Source organism: Subtercola vilae (genome assembly GCF_004923255.1).
Classification (GTDB): domain Bacteria; phylum Actinomycetota; class Actinomycetes; order Actinomycetales; family Microbacteriaceae; genus Subtercola; species Subtercola vilae.
Window position 1 is genome coordinate 177,099 of sequence record NZ_QYRT01000001.1, and the last position, 17,860, is coordinate 194,958.

General features: G+C 67.3%; 17 protein-coding genes. 10 read left to right on the top strand and 7 right to left on the bottom strand.

Annotated elements, in window-relative coordinates; translation table 11 throughout:
* Nucleotides 1–64: 64 nt before the first annotated feature.
* The 3 genes from D4765_RS00870 to D4765_RS00880 all read right to left on the bottom strand — a co-directional run bounded on the left by D4765_RS00870 (nucleotide 65) and on the right by D4765_RS00880 (nucleotide 3,140).
* The gene (locus tag D4765_RS00870; protein WP_136640325.1) at nucleotides 65–1,354 is read right to left on the bottom strand and encodes an ABC transporter substrate-binding protein; all 1,290 of its coding nucleotides are present in this window, start codon (nucleotides 1,352–1,354) and stop codon (nucleotides 65–67) included.
* A 55-nt stretch (nucleotides 1,355–1,409) separates the two neighbouring features.
* On the bottom strand, nucleotides 1,410–2,549 hold the full coding sequence (locus tag D4765_RS00875) for a Gfo/Idh/MocA family protein (protein ID WP_161580299.1): 1,140 nt from the start codon (nucleotides 2,547–2,549) through the stop codon (nucleotides 1,410–1,412).
* 66 nt (nucleotides 2,550–2,615) lie between these two features.
* Nucleotides 2,616–3,140, bottom strand: coding sequence for a GNAT family N-acetyltransferase (locus D4765_RS00880; RefSeq protein WP_161580300.1), 525 nt, complete (start codon nucleotides 3,138–3,140; stop codon nucleotides 2,616–2,618).
* A 175-nt stretch (nucleotides 3,141–3,315) separates the two neighbouring features.
* Between D4765_RS00880 and D4765_RS00885 the strand changes: the two genes are divergently transcribed.
* Both D4765_RS00885 and D4765_RS00890 read left to right on the top strand, forming a co-directional pair.
* Nucleotides 3,316–4,758, top strand: coding sequence for a hypothetical protein (locus D4765_RS00885; RefSeq protein WP_136640329.1), 1,443 nt, complete (start codon nucleotides 3,316–3,318; stop codon nucleotides 4,756–4,758).
* The gene (locus tag D4765_RS00890; protein WP_136640330.1) at nucleotides 4,755–6,488 is read left to right on the top strand and encodes a dihydroxy-acid dehydratase; all 1,734 of its coding nucleotides are present in this window, start codon (nucleotides 4,755–4,757) and stop codon (nucleotides 6,486–6,488) included. The genes D4765_RS00885 and D4765_RS00890 overlap by 4 nt, the downstream gene beginning before the upstream one ends.
* A 21-nt stretch (nucleotides 6,489–6,509) precedes the next feature.
* On the opposite strand, the gene D4765_RS00895 is transcribed toward D4765_RS00890, so the two are convergent.
* Complete coding sequence (locus D4765_RS00895; protein ID WP_476718325.1) at nucleotides 6,510–7,139, bottom strand: TetR/AcrR family transcriptional regulator; 630 nt, start codon at nucleotides 7,137–7,139, stop codon at nucleotides 6,510–6,512.
* Between the two features lie 39 nt (nucleotides 7,140–7,178).
* Here D4765_RS00895 and D4765_RS00900 point away from each other — a divergent pair, with 39 nt between their 5' ends.
* The 5 genes from D4765_RS00900 (at nucleotide 7,179) to D4765_RS00920 (ending at nucleotide 11,878) form a co-directional block, all read left to right on the top strand.
* Nucleotides 7,179–8,186 carry an SDR family NAD(P)-dependent oxidoreductase gene (locus D4765_RS00900; protein WP_136640332.1) on the top strand — a complete coding sequence of 336 codons (1,008 nt, stop codon included), beginning with the start codon at nucleotides 7,179–7,181 and terminating at the stop codon, nucleotides 8,184–8,186.
* A gap of 84 nt (nucleotides 8,187–8,270) precedes the next feature.
* Nucleotides 8,271–9,905 carry an MFS transporter gene (locus D4765_RS00905; protein WP_237280193.1) on the top strand — a complete coding sequence of 545 codons (1,635 nt, stop codon included), beginning with the start codon at nucleotides 8,271–8,273 and terminating at the stop codon, nucleotides 9,903–9,905.
* Nucleotides 9,902–10,468 (top strand): MarR family winged helix-turn-helix transcriptional regulator, encoded by a 567-nt coding sequence (locus tag D4765_RS00910; protein ID WP_201799191.1) that lies wholly within the window; start codon nucleotides 9,902–9,904, stop codon nucleotides 10,466–10,468. Before D4765_RS00905 ends, D4765_RS00910 begins: the two co-directional genes overlap by 4 nt.
* 148 nt (nucleotides 10,469–10,616) lie before the next feature.
* Complete coding sequence (locus tag D4765_RS00915) at nucleotides 10,617–11,525, top strand: NADP-dependent oxidoreductase (protein WP_136640333.1); 909 nt, start codon at nucleotides 10,617–10,619, stop codon at nucleotides 11,523–11,525.
* Between the two features lie 74 nt (nucleotides 11,526–11,599).
* Nucleotides 11,600–11,878: a hypothetical protein gene (locus D4765_RS00920; RefSeq protein WP_162501125.1), complete on the top strand. Its 279-nt coding sequence runs from the start codon at nucleotides 11,600–11,602 to the stop codon at nucleotides 11,876–11,878.
* Here the strand turns inward: D4765_RS00920 and D4765_RS19050 are convergent.
* Complete coding sequence (locus D4765_RS19050) at nucleotides 11,824–13,104, bottom strand: hypothetical protein (RefSeq protein ID WP_161580301.1); 1,281 nt, start codon at nucleotides 13,102–13,104, stop codon at nucleotides 11,824–11,826. The two genes, D4765_RS00920 and D4765_RS19050, sit on opposite strands and share 55 nt — an antisense overlap.
* A 113-nt stretch (nucleotides 13,105–13,217) precedes the next feature.
* Between D4765_RS19050 and D4765_RS00930 the strand changes: the two genes are divergently transcribed.
* A complete protein-coding gene (locus D4765_RS00930; protein ID WP_136640335.1) occupies nucleotides 13,218–13,769 on the top strand; it encodes a cysteine hydrolase family protein in 552 nt (183 codons plus the stop codon).
* A gap of 67 nt (nucleotides 13,770–13,836) precedes the next feature.
* Here D4765_RS00930 and D4765_RS19925 read toward each other — a convergent pair whose 3' ends face one another.
* On the bottom strand, nucleotides 13,837–15,495 hold the full coding sequence (locus tag D4765_RS19925) for an aminotransferase-like domain-containing protein (protein WP_136640336.1): 1,659 nt from the start codon (nucleotides 15,493–15,495) through the stop codon (nucleotides 13,837–13,839).
* A 158-nt stretch (nucleotides 15,496–15,653) separates the two neighbouring features.
* Here D4765_RS19925 and D4765_RS00940 point away from each other — a divergent pair, with 158 nt between their 5' ends.
* On the top strand, nucleotides 15,654–16,250 hold the full coding sequence (locus tag D4765_RS00940) for a hypothetical protein (protein WP_136640337.1): 597 nt from the start codon (nucleotides 15,654–15,656) through the stop codon (nucleotides 16,248–16,250).
* A gap of 35 nt (nucleotides 16,251–16,285) precedes the next feature.
* Entirely contained in the window at nucleotides 16,286–17,236 is a 951-nt protein-coding gene (locus D4765_RS00945; protein ID WP_201799192.1) for a PhzF family phenazine biosynthesis protein, read from the top strand.
* Nucleotides 17,237–17,279: 43 nt separating this feature from the next.
* On the opposite strand, the gene D4765_RS20075 is transcribed toward D4765_RS00945, so the two are convergent.
* Nucleotides 17,280–17,846, bottom strand: a complete 567-nt coding sequence (locus D4765_RS20075) for an HNH endonuclease signature motif containing protein (protein ID WP_420824518.1) — start codon at nucleotides 17,844–17,846, stop codon at nucleotides 17,280–17,282.
* Nucleotides 17,847–17,860 lie beyond the last annotated feature (14 nt).

The following is a 17,860-nucleotide window of genomic DNA, read 5'->3' on the forward strand; positions in this document are numbered from 1 at the left end:
CCTCCGCCATGCCACAGCTTTCTCGGCCGGTGCACGGCGGAGGTCGACAGTCATGACCGGGTTCCTACTTTCCTGAGAGGTTGTAGGTGACGCGATCGCTCGAACTGACTGCCGCGGTGGCCTGATCGACCTTGTTCAGCGCATCTGCCGCCGAAAGCTGGCCGGCCATCACTTGGTTGAGCGACGAACGGAGCGCTGTCGTGACGGATGCGTCAAGGAAGTTGTCCATCATCGGCATCACCTTCCACTTCTGGCTCACCGAGTTCGCGAGGATCTCCTGGTTCACGGCGCTGTCTGTGTTGATACCGGTGCGTGCGGGAACACCGCCGGCGTCAGCGATGATCTGCTGGCCTGCCTGTGAGATCGCGTACGCGGCGAAGGCCGCTGCCGTGGTTGTGTTCTTGGAGTCTTTCGACACCGAGAGGCCCGAATCCTGAAGCCGCACGAGAACATCCATCGGGCTGTCGCTGAAGGGGGTGGGGGCCGCGTGCACGTTCGTGCCAAGCCCGTCTGTCGCCCAGCTCGCATCCCAGCTGCCGGTCATGTACATAGCCGTTTTGCCCGCGAGGAAATCGGTGCGCACGTCACGCCAGGTGAGCACGTCGGGGTTGGTGTACCCCTTCGTCTGCAGTGCCCCCCACTTGGTCACCTGGTCGACCAGCGCGGGAGTGTCGTACTTCTGGCTGCCGTCGATGAGCCCGTCCCAGCCCGAGAGCCCGATGCTGGCCCCCGACATGTAGCTGAAGTCCTGGTAGGCGTCGAAGCCGCCGGCGCCCGTGTCGCTGCCGTAGCCGATGCAGAGAAAACCCGCTGCCGTGATCTTCTTGCAGGCGTCGTCGACTTCGGCCCAGTCGGTGGGAAACTTCGTGACACCGGCCTTGTCGAGCACGGCCTGGTTGTAGAGCGTGTAGTACATGTTGCTCACGAGCGGCACGCCGTACACGGGGTTGTCGAGGTTCGACTTCTCAGCGAAGTACTGCCCCTGAACGGCTTCGAACTCCGAGCGGGGGATCGATTTGCTCAGATCGAGCGAGTAGTCGGAGAACTGGTGTTGGTAGCCGCCCGGGAACATCTGAAAGATGTCGGGGCCCTGGCCTGACGTCAGCGCAGCACGAAGAAGAGCGAAGTACTGGTCTCCCGGCTCCTCGATCACGTTGACGGTTGTTCCCGCGTTGGCTGCCTCGAAGCCCGCGATGAGTTTCGTCATGCTGGGCTGCACTTTGCCGTAGCTCCAGAGCGTGACCTCTCCGGCGACGGTGCCTGAGTTCGCTGTTGGCTCCGAGGAGCAACCGGCGAAAACCAGAGTGGAAACGGCGAGCACTGCTGCGGCCGCGCCGATTCTGAAGGTCTTCATTGTGGTTCCTTTCGTTGGTGTTCAGGATGATCGTTGGTACAGATGTGGGGCTGCTTCAGGCGAGCGGGGCTTCCCTCGATGGCTCGACGCCGATGCCTCCGGTGAAGAAGCGGGGGTTCGGCACGTGCACCCATGCTCCGTTCTGTGCAATCGACAGCTCGGAGAGAATGCCGGGCAGCGTCATGTCGAGCGCGGCGTACACGTCGATCTCCGGTGTGGTGCCGGCGAGAATCGACTCGATGAAGTCACGCACCGGCCAGGCATCCGAACCCCAGTGGGTGTCTTTCGAACCGGGCTGGTTGTACCGGCTCGGCAGATAGAGGTCGGCGAACTTCTCCAGCGGCTCCCACACCCCGTCGGGTGAACGCCCGTTGAGATAGACGACGGCCTCGGAGTTGACCGTTCTGGCCGCTTCGTAAGCGCCCTCGGTGCCCTGGATGGCGTAGTAAGCGTAGAGCTCCGGGCGGTTCGACAGCAGGTCGAAGCGAAGGCGCAGCAGTCGGCCCTTAAGGGTGCGCGCGAGAAGGATGGTCGTGTCTTGCAGTTCGTGTTCCGGGTCGGTGTGCCGACCGGTTCCCACGCAGCTGACCGAGACGACACGGTCACCGAACCACTGCAGCAGGGGCCCGAGGCTGTGGGTGGGGTAGGTGATACCGTCGCGCCCGACCTGCCAGTAGTAACGCCAGGTGCGCTCGCCTGTCGCCGCGGTGTGCCAGGTCTTCATCTCGTGCAGGTACTCGCCCTCGCCGTAGTACAGGTCGCCGAAGGCTCCTTCGCGCACCATTTCGCGAACGATCAGGTTCTCGCGAATGTAGCCGTAGTTCTCCGACATCATGTACTGGGCGTTCGACTCGCGTACTGCCGTGACGAGGGCATTGGCCTGCTCGAGGCTCACGGCGGCCGGCACCTCGCTCAGCACGTGGATGTCGCGGGCGAGCGCGGCCAGTGCCTGAGGGGTGTGGTGCTGCTGCGGTGACGCGAGGATGACGAGGTCGACGTGGTCGAGCAGCTCGTCGAAACTCCCGCACACGAACTCGACCTCGTTGGTCGCGGCGAACGATTCGCGGGCAGAGGCAATGGGGTCGTAGACGGCGACAAGTTCGGCGCGATCACTCTCGGCGCGCAGACCTGAGATGAAGCCGCCACCGCGAACTGCTCCGGCGATGCCGACTCTCAGTTTGGGCTGTGATGCCACAGAGGATGTTCCTTTCGTGAGGGGGTACGAAGCGGGGCTGACACGAAGGCGTGCCAGCGAGGTGCGTCAGTGCTTCGTGCCGAAGAGGGTGGGAAACAGGGCCGACCAGGCGTGCTGCTCGAGCTCGCTGCGGTAGGTCGGCACGAATCCGAGGCGGAGGTAGGTGACCACGGCCGGCGCGCGAAAGTCGTCGGTCTCGAGAACGGTGCGGGTCAGGCCGCGCTCGAAGAAGCCCTGAACGCAGCGCGCCGTGAGTGCCGCGCCGATGCGTCGCCCTCTGGCGCGATCGAGTACACCGACGTAGTGCACGTAGCCGGCCCCCGGGTAGGTGTCGGGCATGACCCGTTCTGACGCGACGCCGAGAATGCCCTGCGCGTCTTCGGCTACCCAGGTGACGGGCACGTCGGTGGCTTCGGTGAGCTCGGCGCGAACCCGGGCGATGTCCCATGCCTCGGCGAAGCTTTCGGCGAGCGTTTCAGCGATCGCCGATTCGTCTGCCTTCGTCGCAGAGCGCAGGGTGATGCCGTCGCTGAGCGGCACCGGGGTGACGAGGTCGAGCGGCCCCGGGTGGGTCATGAACAGCTGCGTCATCGGTGCCTCTCTGCGGTGAGCCAGGGCTCGATGCCCGGTCGGTTGAGTGTATGAAGGCGTTTCTGAAAAAACAACACCGTTCGTTTCAGCCGAACAAATTGGGCAAGTTGGCCCCTCTCGTTCCGCCTTCACGAACATGTTTCGTCAATTTGACCGCTTCGTCTAGGGTTTCACTGTGCCGACGCCGACCTTCTCTCCGACTGCAGCCCCGCCCAGCTACGCCCTGCCCGGCTGGAGCGGAAAGATCGGCGTGGCCCGTGCCGACATCAGCGCGCCCGTCGGAATCCGCATGCGCAATTGGGGCTATGGCGACGCCGATCTGAGCACGGGCGTGCACGGCGCGCTCACCCTGACGGCCCTCGCGCTGGAGTCGACCGACGCGGAGAATGCGGAAACACCCGCCGCCCGCCGCTCGCTCGTGATCACCGCCGATCTCGGCTGGTGGCGCACCGTCGAAGACGAGCAGCAGGTTCGGGGCGCGGTGCTCACTGCAACGGGGCTCGCGGCCGACCAGGTTCTTCTGCACCTCACCCACACCCACGCCGGGCCGTCGATCTGCCGCGAAGACGCGGATCTCGAGGGCGGCGCGCTCGTGCCCGGCTACCTCGACGACCTGGCGGCTGCGGCTGCGGATGCGGCCGTTCGGGCTGTCGGCGACCTCCAGCCCGCCGAAATGGTGTGGAGCACGGGCCAGCACACCCTCGCTGCGGTGCGTGATCTGCTGCACGACGGGCAGGCGCTGCTCGGCTTCGACCCCGACCAAGAACCCGACCAGACCCTCCTTGTGGGGCGCGCAAGCGGGGCTGATGGCAGGCTGCTGGCGACGATCGTCAACTACGCCTGCCACCCGACGACCCTCGGCTACGAGAACAGTCATCTCTCGGCCGACTTCGTGGGCCCGATGCGAACCGTCGTCGAGGCGGAGACCGCCGCGCCCTGCCTCTTTCTTCAGGGGGCGAGCGGCGAGCTGGGCCCACGGCAGCAGTACAGCGGCGACCTGCGCCTCGCCGATCGACATGGTGCATCACTCGGGCACGCCGTGCTCGGCGTGTTGCTCACCATGCCTACTCCCGGCACAGGGCTCGTGCTGGGCGACGTCATTCAGTCGGGTGCGCCGCTCGCGATCTGGCAGCCGGTGCCCACCACATGGCAGCGCGCGTCGGCACGCGTGTATCGCGAGGTTCCCGTCGAGGTGAAGGTGCTGCCGCCCCTCGAGCTACTCGAACAGGAGTGGGCCGCTATCGACCCGCGGAGTCGGGCCGAACGCCTGCGCCGGGCTGTGCGCCTGCGGCGCACGTATGTCGACATGGATCACCCCGTGCATCCCCTCTGGGTGTGGCGGTTCGGCCAGGCGGTCTTCGTCGCTCATCCCGGCGAGGCGTACTCGGCGCTGCAGTCGACACTTCGTGCCCGGTTTCCGTCGGCGACGATCGTCGTCATGAACCTGACCAATGGCCCCGGCTGGGTGTATCTGCCGCCCGAAGGCGCCTATCGCGAAGACCGCTACCAGGCGTGGCAGACCGTGGTCGCCGCGGGGTCACTCGAACGGCTCATCGCCGCCGCGAGTGACACCATCTCGAGCCTCGGATTCGTTGCGGGCGAAACGGATGCGTCATGAACACTCTTCGATCGAGTGCCTGGTTCGATGGCGACGATGAGGTCGCGCTCGCCCATCGCGTCGCCGTGCGAATGGGCGGCGGCGAGATCGAACAGGGTGTGCGTCGTCCGATCGTCGCCGTGATCGACACCAGCAGCGACGCGAACCCCTGCAATCTGCCGTTGCGCGAACTCGCCGAGCACGTTCGGCGAGGCGTGACAGACGCGGGTGGCACGGCGATGGTCATGCCGGCGATGTCGCTCGGCGAAGACCTCATGAAGCCGAGCGCGATGCTCTATCGCAACCTGCTCTCGATGGAGGTCGAAGAGCTGCTGCGCGCCAACCCCATCGACGGCGTGGTCTTGCTGACCAACTGCGACAAGACGACCCCCGGCGCCCTGATGGGCGCCATCAGTGCAGATCTGCCGACCATCCAGATCGTGGGCGGCAACCGCCCGGCACCCGTCTTTGATGGCCGGGAGATCGGCACCGGCACCGACCTCTGGCGCGAGATGGATCGCTACCGCAGCGGCGAGATCGACAACGCGGAGTGGCGTCGATTCGAGGCGTGTTATGCCTGCGGCAGCGGCTCGTGCAACACGGCCGGCACCGCTTCGTCGATGGCCATGGTGGTCGAGGCGCTCGGCTTCACCCTGCCCGGTGCGGCGACAGTGCAGGCGAGCCAGGATCCGAGCCGGGAGCTCTCGTACCAGTCAGGCCGACGCATCATCGGCATGATCGAAGAAGCCCTCACGCCCTCACGGATTCTCACGCCCGCATCGTTTCGCAATGCCGCGCGCATTCTGCAGTCGGTGGGTGGGTCGACGAACGCCGTCATTCACCTTGCCGCTCTCGCCGGGCGGGCCGGAATCGTCTTCGGGCCGAGCGATGTCTCGGCAGCGGGCGACGGCATCCCGGTCATCGCCGATGTTCAACCGTGTGGCAGTGGCCTCATGCGCGAACTCGATCGCGCCGGTGGCGTACCGTCTCTGGTCTTCGAACTCGGAGACGCCATCGAGGCGGAGCCCCTCACGTGCACCGGTCACCCGCTGGCGGCCTCGGCCCGGGCTCCCCTCGACGACAACCTGCGAACCAGGGCTATTCGAACGCTCTCCGACCCCGTCGTGGGCGGGCCCGCGATCCGTTCGGTTTCGGGTACCCTGGCGCCGGGCACCGCCGTTCTGAAGGCCGCTGCGTCTGACCCGCGCTTGTGGAAGCACCGGGGGCCTGCTCTGGTCTTCCACGGCTATGACGAGATGCGCGAGCGCACCCAAGATCTCGATCTCGATGTCACCGCAGACCACGTGCTCGTGCTGAGCGGCAGTGGGCCGGTGGGGGTGCCGGGCATGCCCGAGTGGGGAATGATTCCGATTCCCCGGCGGCTGCTCGAAGAGGGCGTCACCGACATGGTGCGCATCAGCGATGCGCGCATGAGCGGCACCAGCTTCGGTACCGTCTTTCTCCACGTCTCGCCCGAAGGTGCCGTCGGTGGCCCCATCTCACTCGTGCGTGACGGCGACATGATCACCGTCGATGTTGAGGCGGGAATCCTCGATCTCGACGTATCGGCCGAAGAACTCGATCGCCGCCGGCGGGAGTGGGTGGCACCCGTCTCTCAGCACGTGCGCGGCTGGCCGATGCTCTACCAGCAGCACGTCGAGCAGGCCGACCGCGGTGCCGACCTCGACTTTCTCACCGCCAGGGAGCCCGGGCAGCGCCGCCGCATCGAACCCGTCATCGGTCGCTCATGAAACTCGACGATTGAGCGGTCGTCAGCGGAGCACCACGCCGATGGCGACGGTCATGCGCGCGAGGTAGTCGTCGCGCGAGGCGGCCTGGTGTTTGATGCCGAGGGATGCGCTGATGAGGGTCTGCGCTACGGGTGCCGCTGCGCCGGCGCTGGCACGAGCGGCGATGGCGGCGGTCACCAGTTCTTCGAACCGGCGCGGTGCCGTCTCGACCACTGCGCCCAGCAGGTCGGGGTTGTCGGCGATGACCGCGCTGATGTCGGCGGTGAGGGGCCCCACGTACGAACCCGCCCACGTATCGAAAGCCCTGACCAGCCGCTCGTCGAGCGGGGTGGCCGTGTCGGCGAGAACACGTTCGATGGTCTCGAGGTCACGCAGCAGCGCCTGGGTTGCAGCTGCCCGGAACAGGGCCGGTTTCGAGTCGAAGAGAAAGTAGAGGCCGGGCCGGGAGATGCGCGCGGCGCGGGCCACTTCGTTCATCGAGGTCTTCTGATAGCCGAAGCGCGCGAACGTGAGTAGCGCAGACTCCAAGACGGCGGACCTACGGTCTGACTCGGTGGGCGCTGGGGGTGAGGGGAGTGATGCCGCTAATGCTGAGCCCGACACGGGTACTGCAGGCACTGAACTCATACCGACGATCATATGGCGGATCATCCAACTAGACAACTATGGCTTAGTGCGTATAGTGGATGCATGACGACACCCCGACTGATCACGACGAGATTCACCGCAGACAGCACCACCGATGTCGTGCTGCGCGGAGTTGACCTGACGGGCCTGCGTGCCATCGTGACGGGAGCGTCGTCGGGGCTCGGGAGAGAGACCGCCCGGGCGCTCGCGGCGGCGGGGGCCGAGGTCACCCTGGCTGTGCGAAATCGGGCGGCCGGCGACGCGGCGGCCGACGCGATCGCACGATCGACCGGGCGCGCGCGGCCTCACGTGCGCCCCCTCGACCTCGCCGATCGGTCATCGATCGCTGCGTTCGTCGGGGCATGGGATGCCCCCCTGCACCTGCTCGTCAACAACGCTGGTCTCGTCACGAGCGGTCTCGAACGAACCCGTGAGGGCTGGGAGCTGCAACTCGCCACCAACCACCTGGGGCACTTCGCCCTCTCGGTCGGCCTCCACGATGCGCTGGCGGTGGGCGCTTCGGGCGCACCAAGGGCATCCGGGCGCCCGACCCCGGCCGGCCACCGCGGCGCCCGCATTGTCTCGCTCAGCTCGACCGCGCACATGCGCGCGAACGTCGATTTCGACGACCTGCACTTCGAGCGGCGCGACTACGATCCGCAGCTCGCATACGCCCAGTCGAAAACCGCGAACGCTCTGTTCGCCGTCGAGGCGACCCGATTGTGGGCCGCCGACGGAATTGTCGTGAACGCCGTCAACCCGGGCGGGGTGGCGACGGGGTTGCAACGCAACTTCTCGGCCAGCCAGAAGTCGTCACTCGACGCAGCCGAAGCGGCGGGAGTCTTTGCATACAAGAGCATCGCGCAGGGTGCGGCGACCACCCTTGTCGCCGCGGTCGCGCCCGAGTTCGCGAGCACGGGCGGCCACTACCTCGACGACGCAGTCGAGGCGTACACCGTTGCCGACGACGCGCTTCTCGCCGAGCATCCGCACGGCGTCAAGCAGTGGGCCCTCGACCCGGCGAACGCCGAACGCCTCTGGGCCGTTTCGCTCGGGATGCTCGCCGGCTGAATATTACGTGCCATGACCCATCTCACGTTGTTTCGGTTTTACTACCGGCTTGACAACTGATAGTTACGTGTTCACAATTATTGTGTGTTTACAACTGTTTCGAAGTCACCCTCCCGCGCCGTGAAGCCCGGGCGCATGCCACGCAAACCGGCCCCGAAGGGGCTCATCCTCGCTATCTGCTGCATGAGCCTGTTCATCGTGTCGATGGATGCGACGGTCGTCAACGTCGCCCTCCCCGCCATCAGCCGCGACCTCAACGCGTCGATCAGCGACCTGCAGTGGATCGTCGACGGCTACACGCTCACGCTCGCCAGCTTTCTGCTGCTCTCCGGCTCGACCGCCGACAGGCTGGGCCGGCGGCGGGTGTTCCAGGTGGGGCTCGTTGTCTTCAGCATCGGGTCGCTGCTCTGCAGTGTCGCGCCGAGTATCGGCTTTCTCATCTTCGCCCGCGTTCTGCAGGCGCTCGGCGGTTCGATGCTCAACCCCGTGGCCATGTCGATCATCACCAACACTTTCACCGAGAAGAAGGCGCGGGCCCGCGCGGTTGGCGTGTGGGGCGCGATCGTGGGTGTGTCGATGGCGTTCGGGCCGCTGGTGGGCGGCGCGCTCACCGAGACCGTGGGGTGGCGTTCGGTGTTCTGGGTGAATGTTCCGGTGGGGGTGGCGGCGATCATCCTGTGCGCCATCTTCGTGCCGGAGTCGCGAGCGACGAAGGCCCGCAAGCTCGACCCGATCGGCCAGCTGCTCGTGATCGTGGCGCTGGTGTCGCTCGTGTTCGGGCTCATCGAGGGCACCCGGCAGGGCTGGGGGTCGCCGCTCATCATCGGCCTGTTCGTGCTGAGCGCGGTGGCCGTGGTGCTGTTGCTGCGGCACGAGAGCCGCACGGCCCAGCCGTTCGTCGACCTGCGGTTCTTTCAGAGCGTTCCGTTCAGCTCGGCGACGATCATCGCCCTCTGCGCCTTCGCGGCGTACGGCGCGTTTCTGTTCATCAATGCGCTCTACCTGCAGGATGTTCGGGGCCTCAGTGCCTTCGAAACGGGTATCTACATGCTGCCCCTCGCCATCGCCACCCTGGTCTGTTCGCTCATTTCGGGGCGACTGGTGGGTCGGTTCGGAACCCGCCCCTCGCTGGTGATCGCCGGAACGCTGCTCGCCGCGAGTGCGGTCTCACTCACGTTTCTCACGGCCACGACGCCTGACGCGCAGCTGCTCGTGTCGTACGTTCTGTTCGGCCTCGGGTTCGGAATGGTCAATGCGCCCATCACCACCACCGCGGTTTCGGGCATGCCCCTCTCGCAGGCGGGCGTGGCCGCGGGGCTCGCCTCGACCAGTCGCCAGGTGGGCGTCTCCGTGGGTGTCGCGCTCGCCGGCACCGTGACTGGCGCGGGTGCGTCGGCGATGATCGGGGCCGGCTTCGCCACTGCGACCCACGCCATGTGGTGGATCGTGGTGGGCTGCGGCCTGACCATCGCGGCGCTCGGAATCGCCTCAACCACGGCGTGGGCGCGCCAGACCACCGAGAAGATCGGCCATCTGCTGGCCGAGCCGGTGGCGACGGGCGCAGTGAAGGTCAGCGCGACGGCGCGGGGTGCTGTGCAGGCTGCCGCATCGCAGACCGACGCATCGCAGCCAACCTCGGTGCGGCCAGCCGCCGGGCAACCCGCCGCATCGCACACCGACGTGATCACCGCCGGCGAGGCACGCGGAGGCATCCAGTGAGCATCGCCGCCGACGAGGTGTGGGCGTCGCTGATGGCCCTCGCCACCCAGCACCTCGGCGAGTGGCGCCGCCAGGCTGCCGAGGAGGTGGGCCTGCCGTTCAGTCGAGTGCGGGTTCTGCGCCGCCTGGCCGACGGCCCGCTCACGTTGAAGGCACTGGCCGATGTGGCGTCGATGGATGCCCCGGCCGCCACCGTCGCAGTGAACGACCTCGAGGCACACGGCCTTGTGGCACGGGTTGTCGACCCCGCCAACAGGCGGGCCAAAATCGTCGATCTCACACCCTCCGGTCGGGCAGCGCTCGGGCGCGTCGATCGGTTGCGCCCGCCGGCCCCGCCGGAGATCGCTGCGTTGGGCGACGACGACCTCGAAGCTCTGGCGGGCATCCTGTCGCGGGCCAGCAGGTTCGGGCGACCGGCGGCGGTTCGCCGCATGGGCATGGGCGTGGGCGTGGGCACGGGCATTGGCGCGGATACGGATACGGATACGGACGCGGATACGGACACCGGAACGAATACGCGCTCTGCCGCGCAGCCGGGTGACGTTGTGCGCCAGATGGGGTGACTTCGGGCGTCGTGAGCGCCAGACTGGGCTGGTTCGCCGCAGCGACGCGCTGAACGCGCCGATCTGGCAGAACGCAACGATCTGGCAGATCCAGCCAATCACGCAGAACGCACCAGATCGCACCGAGGCTCGTCGAGGAGAAGCGCAGATGAAGGCAATCACGTTCGGTTCGTATGGGGGCACCGAGGTTCTCGAGATCAGAGAGGTCGCCCGACCGGTCGCCGGGGTCGACGAGGTGCTGGTTCGTGTGCGGCTCGCGGCGGTGAACCCATACGACCTCAAACTGCGCTCCGGTGCGATGAGCGAGTTCGTGAAGACCACTTTTCCCGTCATCCCCGGTAGTGAGATGGCCGGAGTGGTCGAAGCGGTGGGCATCGCGGTCGAAGGGCTGAGCGTCGGTGACGAGGTGTTCGGCTGGGCGACGAGCGGCGGTTACGCCGAGTTCGCAACGGCCCGCGTGGTCGCCCTGAAGCCTTCTCGGCTGCACTGGGATGTGGCGGTGGCCCTTCCCGTGGCCGGCGAGACCGCGCTGCGCGCCCTCGGGTTGCTGAAGCTGACGCCCGGCGAGACCCTGGTCATCCACGGCGCCGCCGGCTCGGTGGGGGCCATCGCCGTTCAGCTCGCTGTGGCGCACGGCATCACTGTCATCGGTACCGGCAGTGCGCGAGATTCGGATACCCTGCGTAAGCTCGGCGCTCACCCGGTGCTCTACGGCGACGGTGTCTTCGAGCGTATTGGCGAGCTTGCGCCCGACGGCGTCGATGCCGTTCTCGACACGGCCGGGCGAGGCGTCCTGCCGGGTTCGATCGAGCTCGTCGGAGGCCCCGAGCGCGTCGTGACCATCGCCGACCCCGCTGCGTACGGGCTGGGGGTGGTGTTCTCCTCGGGAGGTGCCCGCGACCAGACGTCGGGAATTCTCGCCGAGCTGGCCGCGCTCGCCGTGGCGGGCGAACTCACGGTGCCGCCTACCCGGCATTTCGCCTTCGACGACGTCGCGGCGGCTCAGGCGGCGGTCGCGGCAGGTGGCCAGCGCGGAAAAGTCGTGCTCGATGTGTGACGAAACGGGTGCGCCACTCGTCTTAGGGTGACGAGCCGAAGTGGGCTCGTTCGATGACGAAAGAGGGCAGACCTGTGTCAGACAGCAACGAGAAGCCGAACCTCGGTACCGACGGAACGATCCCCAACACCGACGATGGCCTGGCCGTGGGTCACGACCCCGAGGGTTCGCACTTCAACCCTGAAGAGGATGCGTCGGCCGGTGTCACACCAATGGCCGCGTCGCGCACGGGCGAAGGTTCGTACACCGACACCGAGGGTGACGATCGCGAAGACCGCCCGGCCGAGGCCGATGGCAGCTATACGGAGTCAGACGCTGAAGCGGGTTCGAGTTCGGGTCTCGTTTCCGAGTGAGGCGCTGACGACGGGGCTGGCGCTGACGACGGGGCTGGCGCTGGCGACGGGGCTGGCGCTGGCGACGGGGCTGGTACTGACGGCTCGGCTGGCGGTTGCGATGGAAGCTGCAATTGCGACAGCGAGCGGCGCCAGCCCAATAGTGTCTTCCGCACTCGTCGCGGGATCGTGAGGGGCGACACCAGCCAAGCCACGACCGCCAGCACGAGCGCCAGCACGAGTACGGTGACGGTAGCGGCGCGCATCCCGCCGGTGGTGGCGTCGTAGACGACGGTTGCAACATCGTTCAGCGTGCTTGGCCCGGTGATGGTGTCAGACGGCACGAGTGAGCCGGGCGCGGGTGGCGCAGTGGCGGTGCCCGCCGAGCCGAGCGCCCCAGCGAACACACTGCGGCCGACCGCGAAGACGGCGAGCAGCGCGGCGCACGTCAGGGCCGTGCCGGCCGCTGCCCAGAGTGTCGCGATGCTCCGCCTCCGGGCGACGAGCACGCCGGCGACCAGGCAGGCGAGCGCCAGCCACGGCAGCCAGAGGCCCGCGGCCGCGGCGAGACCGCTGACGGCCAACACGGGTGGCAGCGACTGCGACGTGCCCACCACGAACGTCAGGTTGACGGTGGGCAACGCGGCCACGAACGTCAGGCCCTGCTCCACGAGGGCGGCTTTGGCTGCCTCGACGATGGGCCCGAGTTGGATGCCGATGGTTCCGTCGGCGCCGAACGCGAGGATGGCGGTGGTGCTGCCGGCCGCAGAGGAGACCAATTGTGCGTGCGTGGCCCGCAACGAGGTGGCCCACGCGTCGGCGAAGGTGTCGGATTCGACGAAGGCCGCGACGCGCGACTGCAGCAGCGAGCGGATTCCGGCGGCCGCGGGGCCCTTCAGGGCATCCAGAGCCTGGGTCGCAAGCTCGCTGGCTCCGAGCGAGGCAATGCCGTCGAAGGCATTCGAGGTGAGGGCGTCGATGTCGATGCGTTCGTTGATGGCGCTCACGGTCTGGTCGGTGACCAGCTTCTGCACCGAGGTGTCGTGTGCAAGCGGTGCGTACGCGGCCACGAACTGGTCGGTGTCGGTGAGGGCGACGCGCGCTGATGAGGCGACAATGGCGACCGGCGCGAGCAGTGCGCCCACGACGACGAGCACGGTCGCCACGAGCGTAAAGGCCCTTCTCGTTCTCGCCGCGCGCGCCACGCCCGCAGCGCCCATCACGACCGCTGCGCTTACTTCGGCCATTTCGCCCACCCCGATTGCCTGTCTCGGCCCATCTTAGGCGTGCGGCGAATGCGTGCCCGGCCTAAAATCGACGCACGAGCGGGCGGCGTCTGAAGCCCGGAATGGGGAACGACATGACGACGTTGGCAGACCGGCCGAACACCGCGCTGGTGGTGATCGACATGCAGGTCGGGGTGGTCGAGAGCGCTCTGAATCGCACCGAGGTGGTGGCGAACATTGCCGGCCTCGTGGAGCGGGCGCGCGAGCAGGCTGTGCCTGTGGTGTGGGTGCAGCACTCCAGTGACGAACTGGTGCAGGGCGCCGCGAACTGGCAGTACATCGCGGAGCTTCGGCGTCGCGAGGGCGAGGCGCTCGTGCAGAAGCTCTACGGCGATTCGTTCGAAGCCACCGATCTCGAGGAGGTGCTGGCCGCGGCGGGTGTCGGGCGTCTTGTTGTGACCGGCGCGCAGACCGATGCGTGCGTCAGGAGTACCCTGCACGGTGCGTTCGTGCGCGGGTACGACGTGACCCTCGTCGGCGACGCGCACACCACTGAAGACCTGAGCGAGTGGGGTGCGCCGCCGCCCGAGCAGGTCATTGCACACACGAACCTCTACTGGCAGTACCAGCGGGCGCCGGGGCGCTCGGCCGAGGTGGTCGAGGCGGCTTCGGTGCGGTTGGCCTGAGAGCCAGCCAGCCGGCGAGCAAGCCAGCCATCCAGCCGCTGAGTCGGCCAGCCAGCCGGCACCGCAGCTACACCATGTCGTAGACCGAGGGGTCAGGGGTGGCGGCGCGGGCGTCGAGGCTCAGCCAGGCGTGCTGCAGGGCATCCACAGCCCGTTCGGTCTCGGCGGGTGAGTAGCTGAGCGGAATCCGCATGAACCGCTCGAACGCACCGTCGAGCCCGAACCGCGGGCCCGCGTTCATGAGCACGCCGCGGGTGCGCACGCTGAGGGCGAGCTGCGAGCTCACGGGCCTGCCGAGGTTCACCCAGCTGCAGAGGCCGCCGTGCAGGTGCGGAACGCTCCACTCGGGCAGGCGCTCGGCCAGCAGGGCGTGCAGCGTGTCGCGGCCGAAGCGCAGCTGCTCTCGTCGCAGGGCCACGAGGGCCGTGGTCTGCGGAACGAGGCGTGTTGCGACCAGCTGCTCGAGAATCGGCGTGCCAACGTCGACCGATGCGCGGGCGATCAGCAGTCGCCTGATGAGGGGTCTGGATGCCCGCACCCACCCGATGCGCAGGCCTCCCCACATCGTTTTACTCGCCGACCCGAGCAGCACAACGTCACCGAGCGAAGCCAGGTTTGCGAACTCGCCTTCGCGGTCGATGTTGAGCTCGGCCGTGGTCTCGTCGGCGACGATCACCGTGCCGGAGCGTTCGGCCGCCTCGACCAGTCGATGGCGCATGTCGTTGCCCATGCTCTCGCCAGTCGGATTCTGAAAGTCGGGCATGAGGAAGGCCAGCGCGGGCGCCGTGCGCGCGAATGCCTGCAGCATCGCGTCTTCGTGCCAGCCTTCGCCGGCCGTCACCGCAACCGGCACCAGACGGGCGCCGGCCGCGACCAGTGCGTCGGCGGCGTGTGGATACGTCGGCGTCTCGACCACCACGCGGTCGCCGCGGCTCAGCAGGGTGCGGGCGATGAGGTTGAGGCCCTGCAGGGCTCCGCTCGTCACGAGGATCTCATCGGGGTGCGTCGGCAGCCCGCGCTCGGCGTAGCGGTCGGCGATGGCCTGGCGAAGCTGTTGCAGACCGAACGGTTCGAAGCCGGGGGTCGCGAGCTGAGCGGTGAGGTCGTCGAGCGAGGCGGCGAAGGCCTCGGCCACGCCGGCGATGGCGGGAAGAGCGGCCTGCGTGAAGTTGAGAAGGGAGGGGGTGGCGGGGATTACGGCGGCGGTGTGATTGCGGGCGGTGCGATTGCGGGCGGTGTGATTGCCGGCGGTGCGATCGGGTGAAGAAATCGACCATCCGGTAGCAGACCACGCCGTAGTGAATTGCTCGGTTTCTGCGAATGCCGCGAATGCCGCCGATGGCGCCGATGGCACCGATGGCACCGAACCATACGAATCGGCTGACCCGTTGAGCGTCGACTGCGTGGGCGGGTCTTCGGGCCGACGCAGCCGGGTGGTGCCCGTGCTGCCGGGTGCCGGTTGTTGCGCGATACTACCTGAGCCGCGCACGCTGCGGAGGAATCCGGATGCCCGGAGCTCTGCGTAGGCGGCACCGATCGTGCTGCGGCTGAGGGTGAGACGGGCAGAGAGCTCCCGCTCGGCGGGTAGGCGGCTTCCCGCCGGGATGCGGCCGTCGAGCACCAGCAACCGGATGCGGTCGGCCAGTGAACTGTATGTGCTGGCCCCGGTCTTCCAGTCGCCCAGAAGCTGGTCGAGAGCTCGCGCAGAGAGATGAAGGGCCGTCACCCAACCAGTGTAAGCAGATTGGTCTGTTGACCTCAAGGCCAATTAGCAATTGGATAGGCGCATGGCCCGTAATCGCAGGCCAATTGTCGCTTTCCGTGGCAGATGGGGTAAATATCGTGACGTTCTTGCTAGTTCTGGGCATAATTGGACTGATTGGTATGGCAGCCACCGTGTATGCTCTGCGAACCGACGGCTACCGCGCCATTCGCGCTCGCGACACCGCCGCCGACCGCGCTCGTGCCGCTGACGCCGCCGCCCGCACCCGCGCCCTTGTCGTGCCCGACTCCGCTCGCCCCCGTGCCCGGGTCGCTCCTGCGCGCAGTCGGCCTCTCTCGGCAGACACCCCTTCCCGCGTTCACCCCTCGACTTCCGCGGCCGTTGGTTCGAGTTTCCCCACTCTGTCGCCCCTGTCAGTCCGAGCCGACAGTCTGGGGAAACTCGACCTCACGGCGCCCGCGGCCACCGAACCGACTTTCCCCACTTCGTCGGATGAGCGGGACTGGGCCGACGGGGTGGGGAAAGTCGATCGGGCGAGTTCGTGTGGGGTGGGTCCGTGGCGGCCAGCGGGAGTTGCCGCGCTCGAGGCAGAGGCCGCCTTCGGGCCCGCGCCCGCCGCGGATAACGTGCGCGCTGATGCTGATGCTGATGCTGATGCTGATGCTGATGCTGATGCTGATGCTGATGCTGATGTTGACGTGGCCGCCGACACCGACGCACCCATGGGCGCACCCGCGCGAGCGGGGGAAAGCGCATGACGTTACGGGGGAGTGGCGTTGCGCAGGAACCTCGGATGCGCGACTTCGTGCAGGTCGACGTGTTCTCGGGCACGCCGTATGGCGGCAATCCCGTGGCGGTCGTGATCGATGCCGACGGTGTCGACGATGAAGCCTTGGCCCGCTTCGCCAACTGGACCAACCTCTCTGAAACCACCTTTCTCCTCCCTCCCACACCCGAAGCCCGCGCGGCCGGCGCCGACTACCGGGTGCGCATCTTCACTCCCGATCGCGAGTTGCCCTTCGCCGGGCATCCGACCCTCGGAAGCGCCCACGCCTGGCTCGAAGCCGGCGGCGTACCCCACAATGCGGCGGAGGTCGTGCAGCAATGCGAGGTGGGCCTGGTGCGTGTGCGTCGTGACGGCGGCGAAAGCGGCGACAGGCTCGCATTCGCGGCACCCCCGCTTCGGCGCGGAGGCCCCATTTCAGAGGGCGACCTCGAAGAGATGGTTCGCATTCTGGGCATCAACCCTGCTGATGTGGTTGCGGCCGAATGGGTCGACAATGGCCCCGGATGGCCGGGGTTGCTGCTCGCGTCGGCCGCCGCCGTACTCGCGGTCGAGCCGAATGCAGCCCTCTTCGGAGCTGGCGTGATCGGCCTCATTGGCCCGCACGCGACGTTCTCTCAGACAGTTGCGCCAGCAACCGGCTATGCGGCCGTCGTGTCGGTCGATGAATCAGCCGGTGCATCAGACGCCGACACTGAACCGATGTTCGAGGTGCGCGCATTCATCGGCGGAGCGAGCCCCTACGAAGACCCGGTCACGGGCAGCCTCAACGCGAGCCTTGCCCAGTGGATGATCGGCTCGGGTCGCGCTCCGAGACACTATATCGTGGCGCAGGGCACGCGCCTCGGCCGCGCGGGACGGGTGTTCATCGACGCCTCGGACCCTGCGGCAGGCGCCCCGGACGACGTTTGGGTCGGCGGACGCAGCACGACGTGCATCCGGGGCACAGTTCTGCTGTAGCGAGCGGCGCGGGCGGTCAGTCAGTGCGCCGCGGCGGTGGTCGTCAGGTTGTGTATGGTCGTGGTTGTCTGACCCATGGTGGTAGCGGTGTCGTGGGCAAGGGTCCGCGTCGTCTGGATCTGATTTGGGAGCATGGTCTGGGGGTTTGTTCCCAGTCGATGCTCTTCGGTGGGATCAGCACCGGTACGCCGTTCTGCATGGCGAGTTTCCACTCAGAGGAATGCACATGTGTGTGGTGGAAGTGACACAGCAGTGCCCCGTTGTCGATGTCTGTACGCCCGGGTGCGTAGGTTTGGTGTTTCCAGTCGTCGACGTGGTGGCTTTCGCACCAGGACGGGCCGCGGTCGCAGCCCGGCCACACACACCCGCCATCCCGTGCGGCCATGGCGGCCCGTTGCGCGGTCGTGAACAGGCGTTTCGTTTTCCCGTGCTGGAGTACTTCCCCGTGCAGCCCGAAGACGGTGGTGGTGATGTCGGCGTGGCAGAGGATCTGTTCGACACTCGACATCGGGACCGGGTCAACAATCCCATCAACCCAACCAACCCCGTGCCCTTGGGCGAGGTCGTCGAGTTCGACCCGGATGTTCAGTACCGGGGCGGCACCGTTGATCCGGGGCGCACCGG

Coding starts and splice junctions, on each gene's coding strand:
- D4765_RS00870 (WP_136640325.1), bottom strand. CDS start 1,354: ATGAAGACCTTCAGAATCGGCGCGGCCGCAGCAGTGCTCGCCGTTTCC.
- D4765_RS00915 (WP_136640333.1), top strand. CDS start 10,617: ATGAAGGCAATCACGTTCGGTTCGTATGGGGGCACCGAGGTTCTCGAG.
- D4765_RS00895 (WP_476718325.1), bottom strand. CDS start 7,139: ATGATCCGCCATATGATCGTCGGTATGAGTTCAGTGCCTGCAGTACCC.
- D4765_RS00930 (WP_136640335.1), top strand. CDS start 13,218: ATGACGACGTTGGCAGACCGGCCGAACACCGCGCTGGTGGTGATCGAC.
- D4765_RS00940 (WP_136640337.1), top strand. CDS start 15,654: ATGGCAGCCACCGTGTATGCTCTGCGAACCGACGGCTACCGCGCCATT.
- D4765_RS00945 (WP_201799192.1), top strand. CDS start 16,286: ATGCGCGACTTCGTGCAGGTCGACGTGTTCTCGGGCACGCCGTATGGC.
- D4765_RS00880 (WP_161580300.1), bottom strand. CDS start 3,140: ATGACGCAGCTGTTCATGACCCACCCGGGGCCGCTCGACCTCGTCACC.
- D4765_RS19050 (WP_161580301.1), bottom strand. CDS start 13,104: ATGGCCGAAGTAAGCGCAGCGGTCGTGATGGGCGCTGCGGGCGTGGCG.
- D4765_RS00890 (WP_136640330.1), top strand. CDS start 4,755: ATGAACACTCTTCGATCGAGTGCCTGGTTCGATGGCGACGATGAGGTC.
- D4765_RS00900 (WP_136640332.1), top strand. CDS start 7,179: ATGACGACACCCCGACTGATCACGACGAGATTCACCGCAGACAGCACC.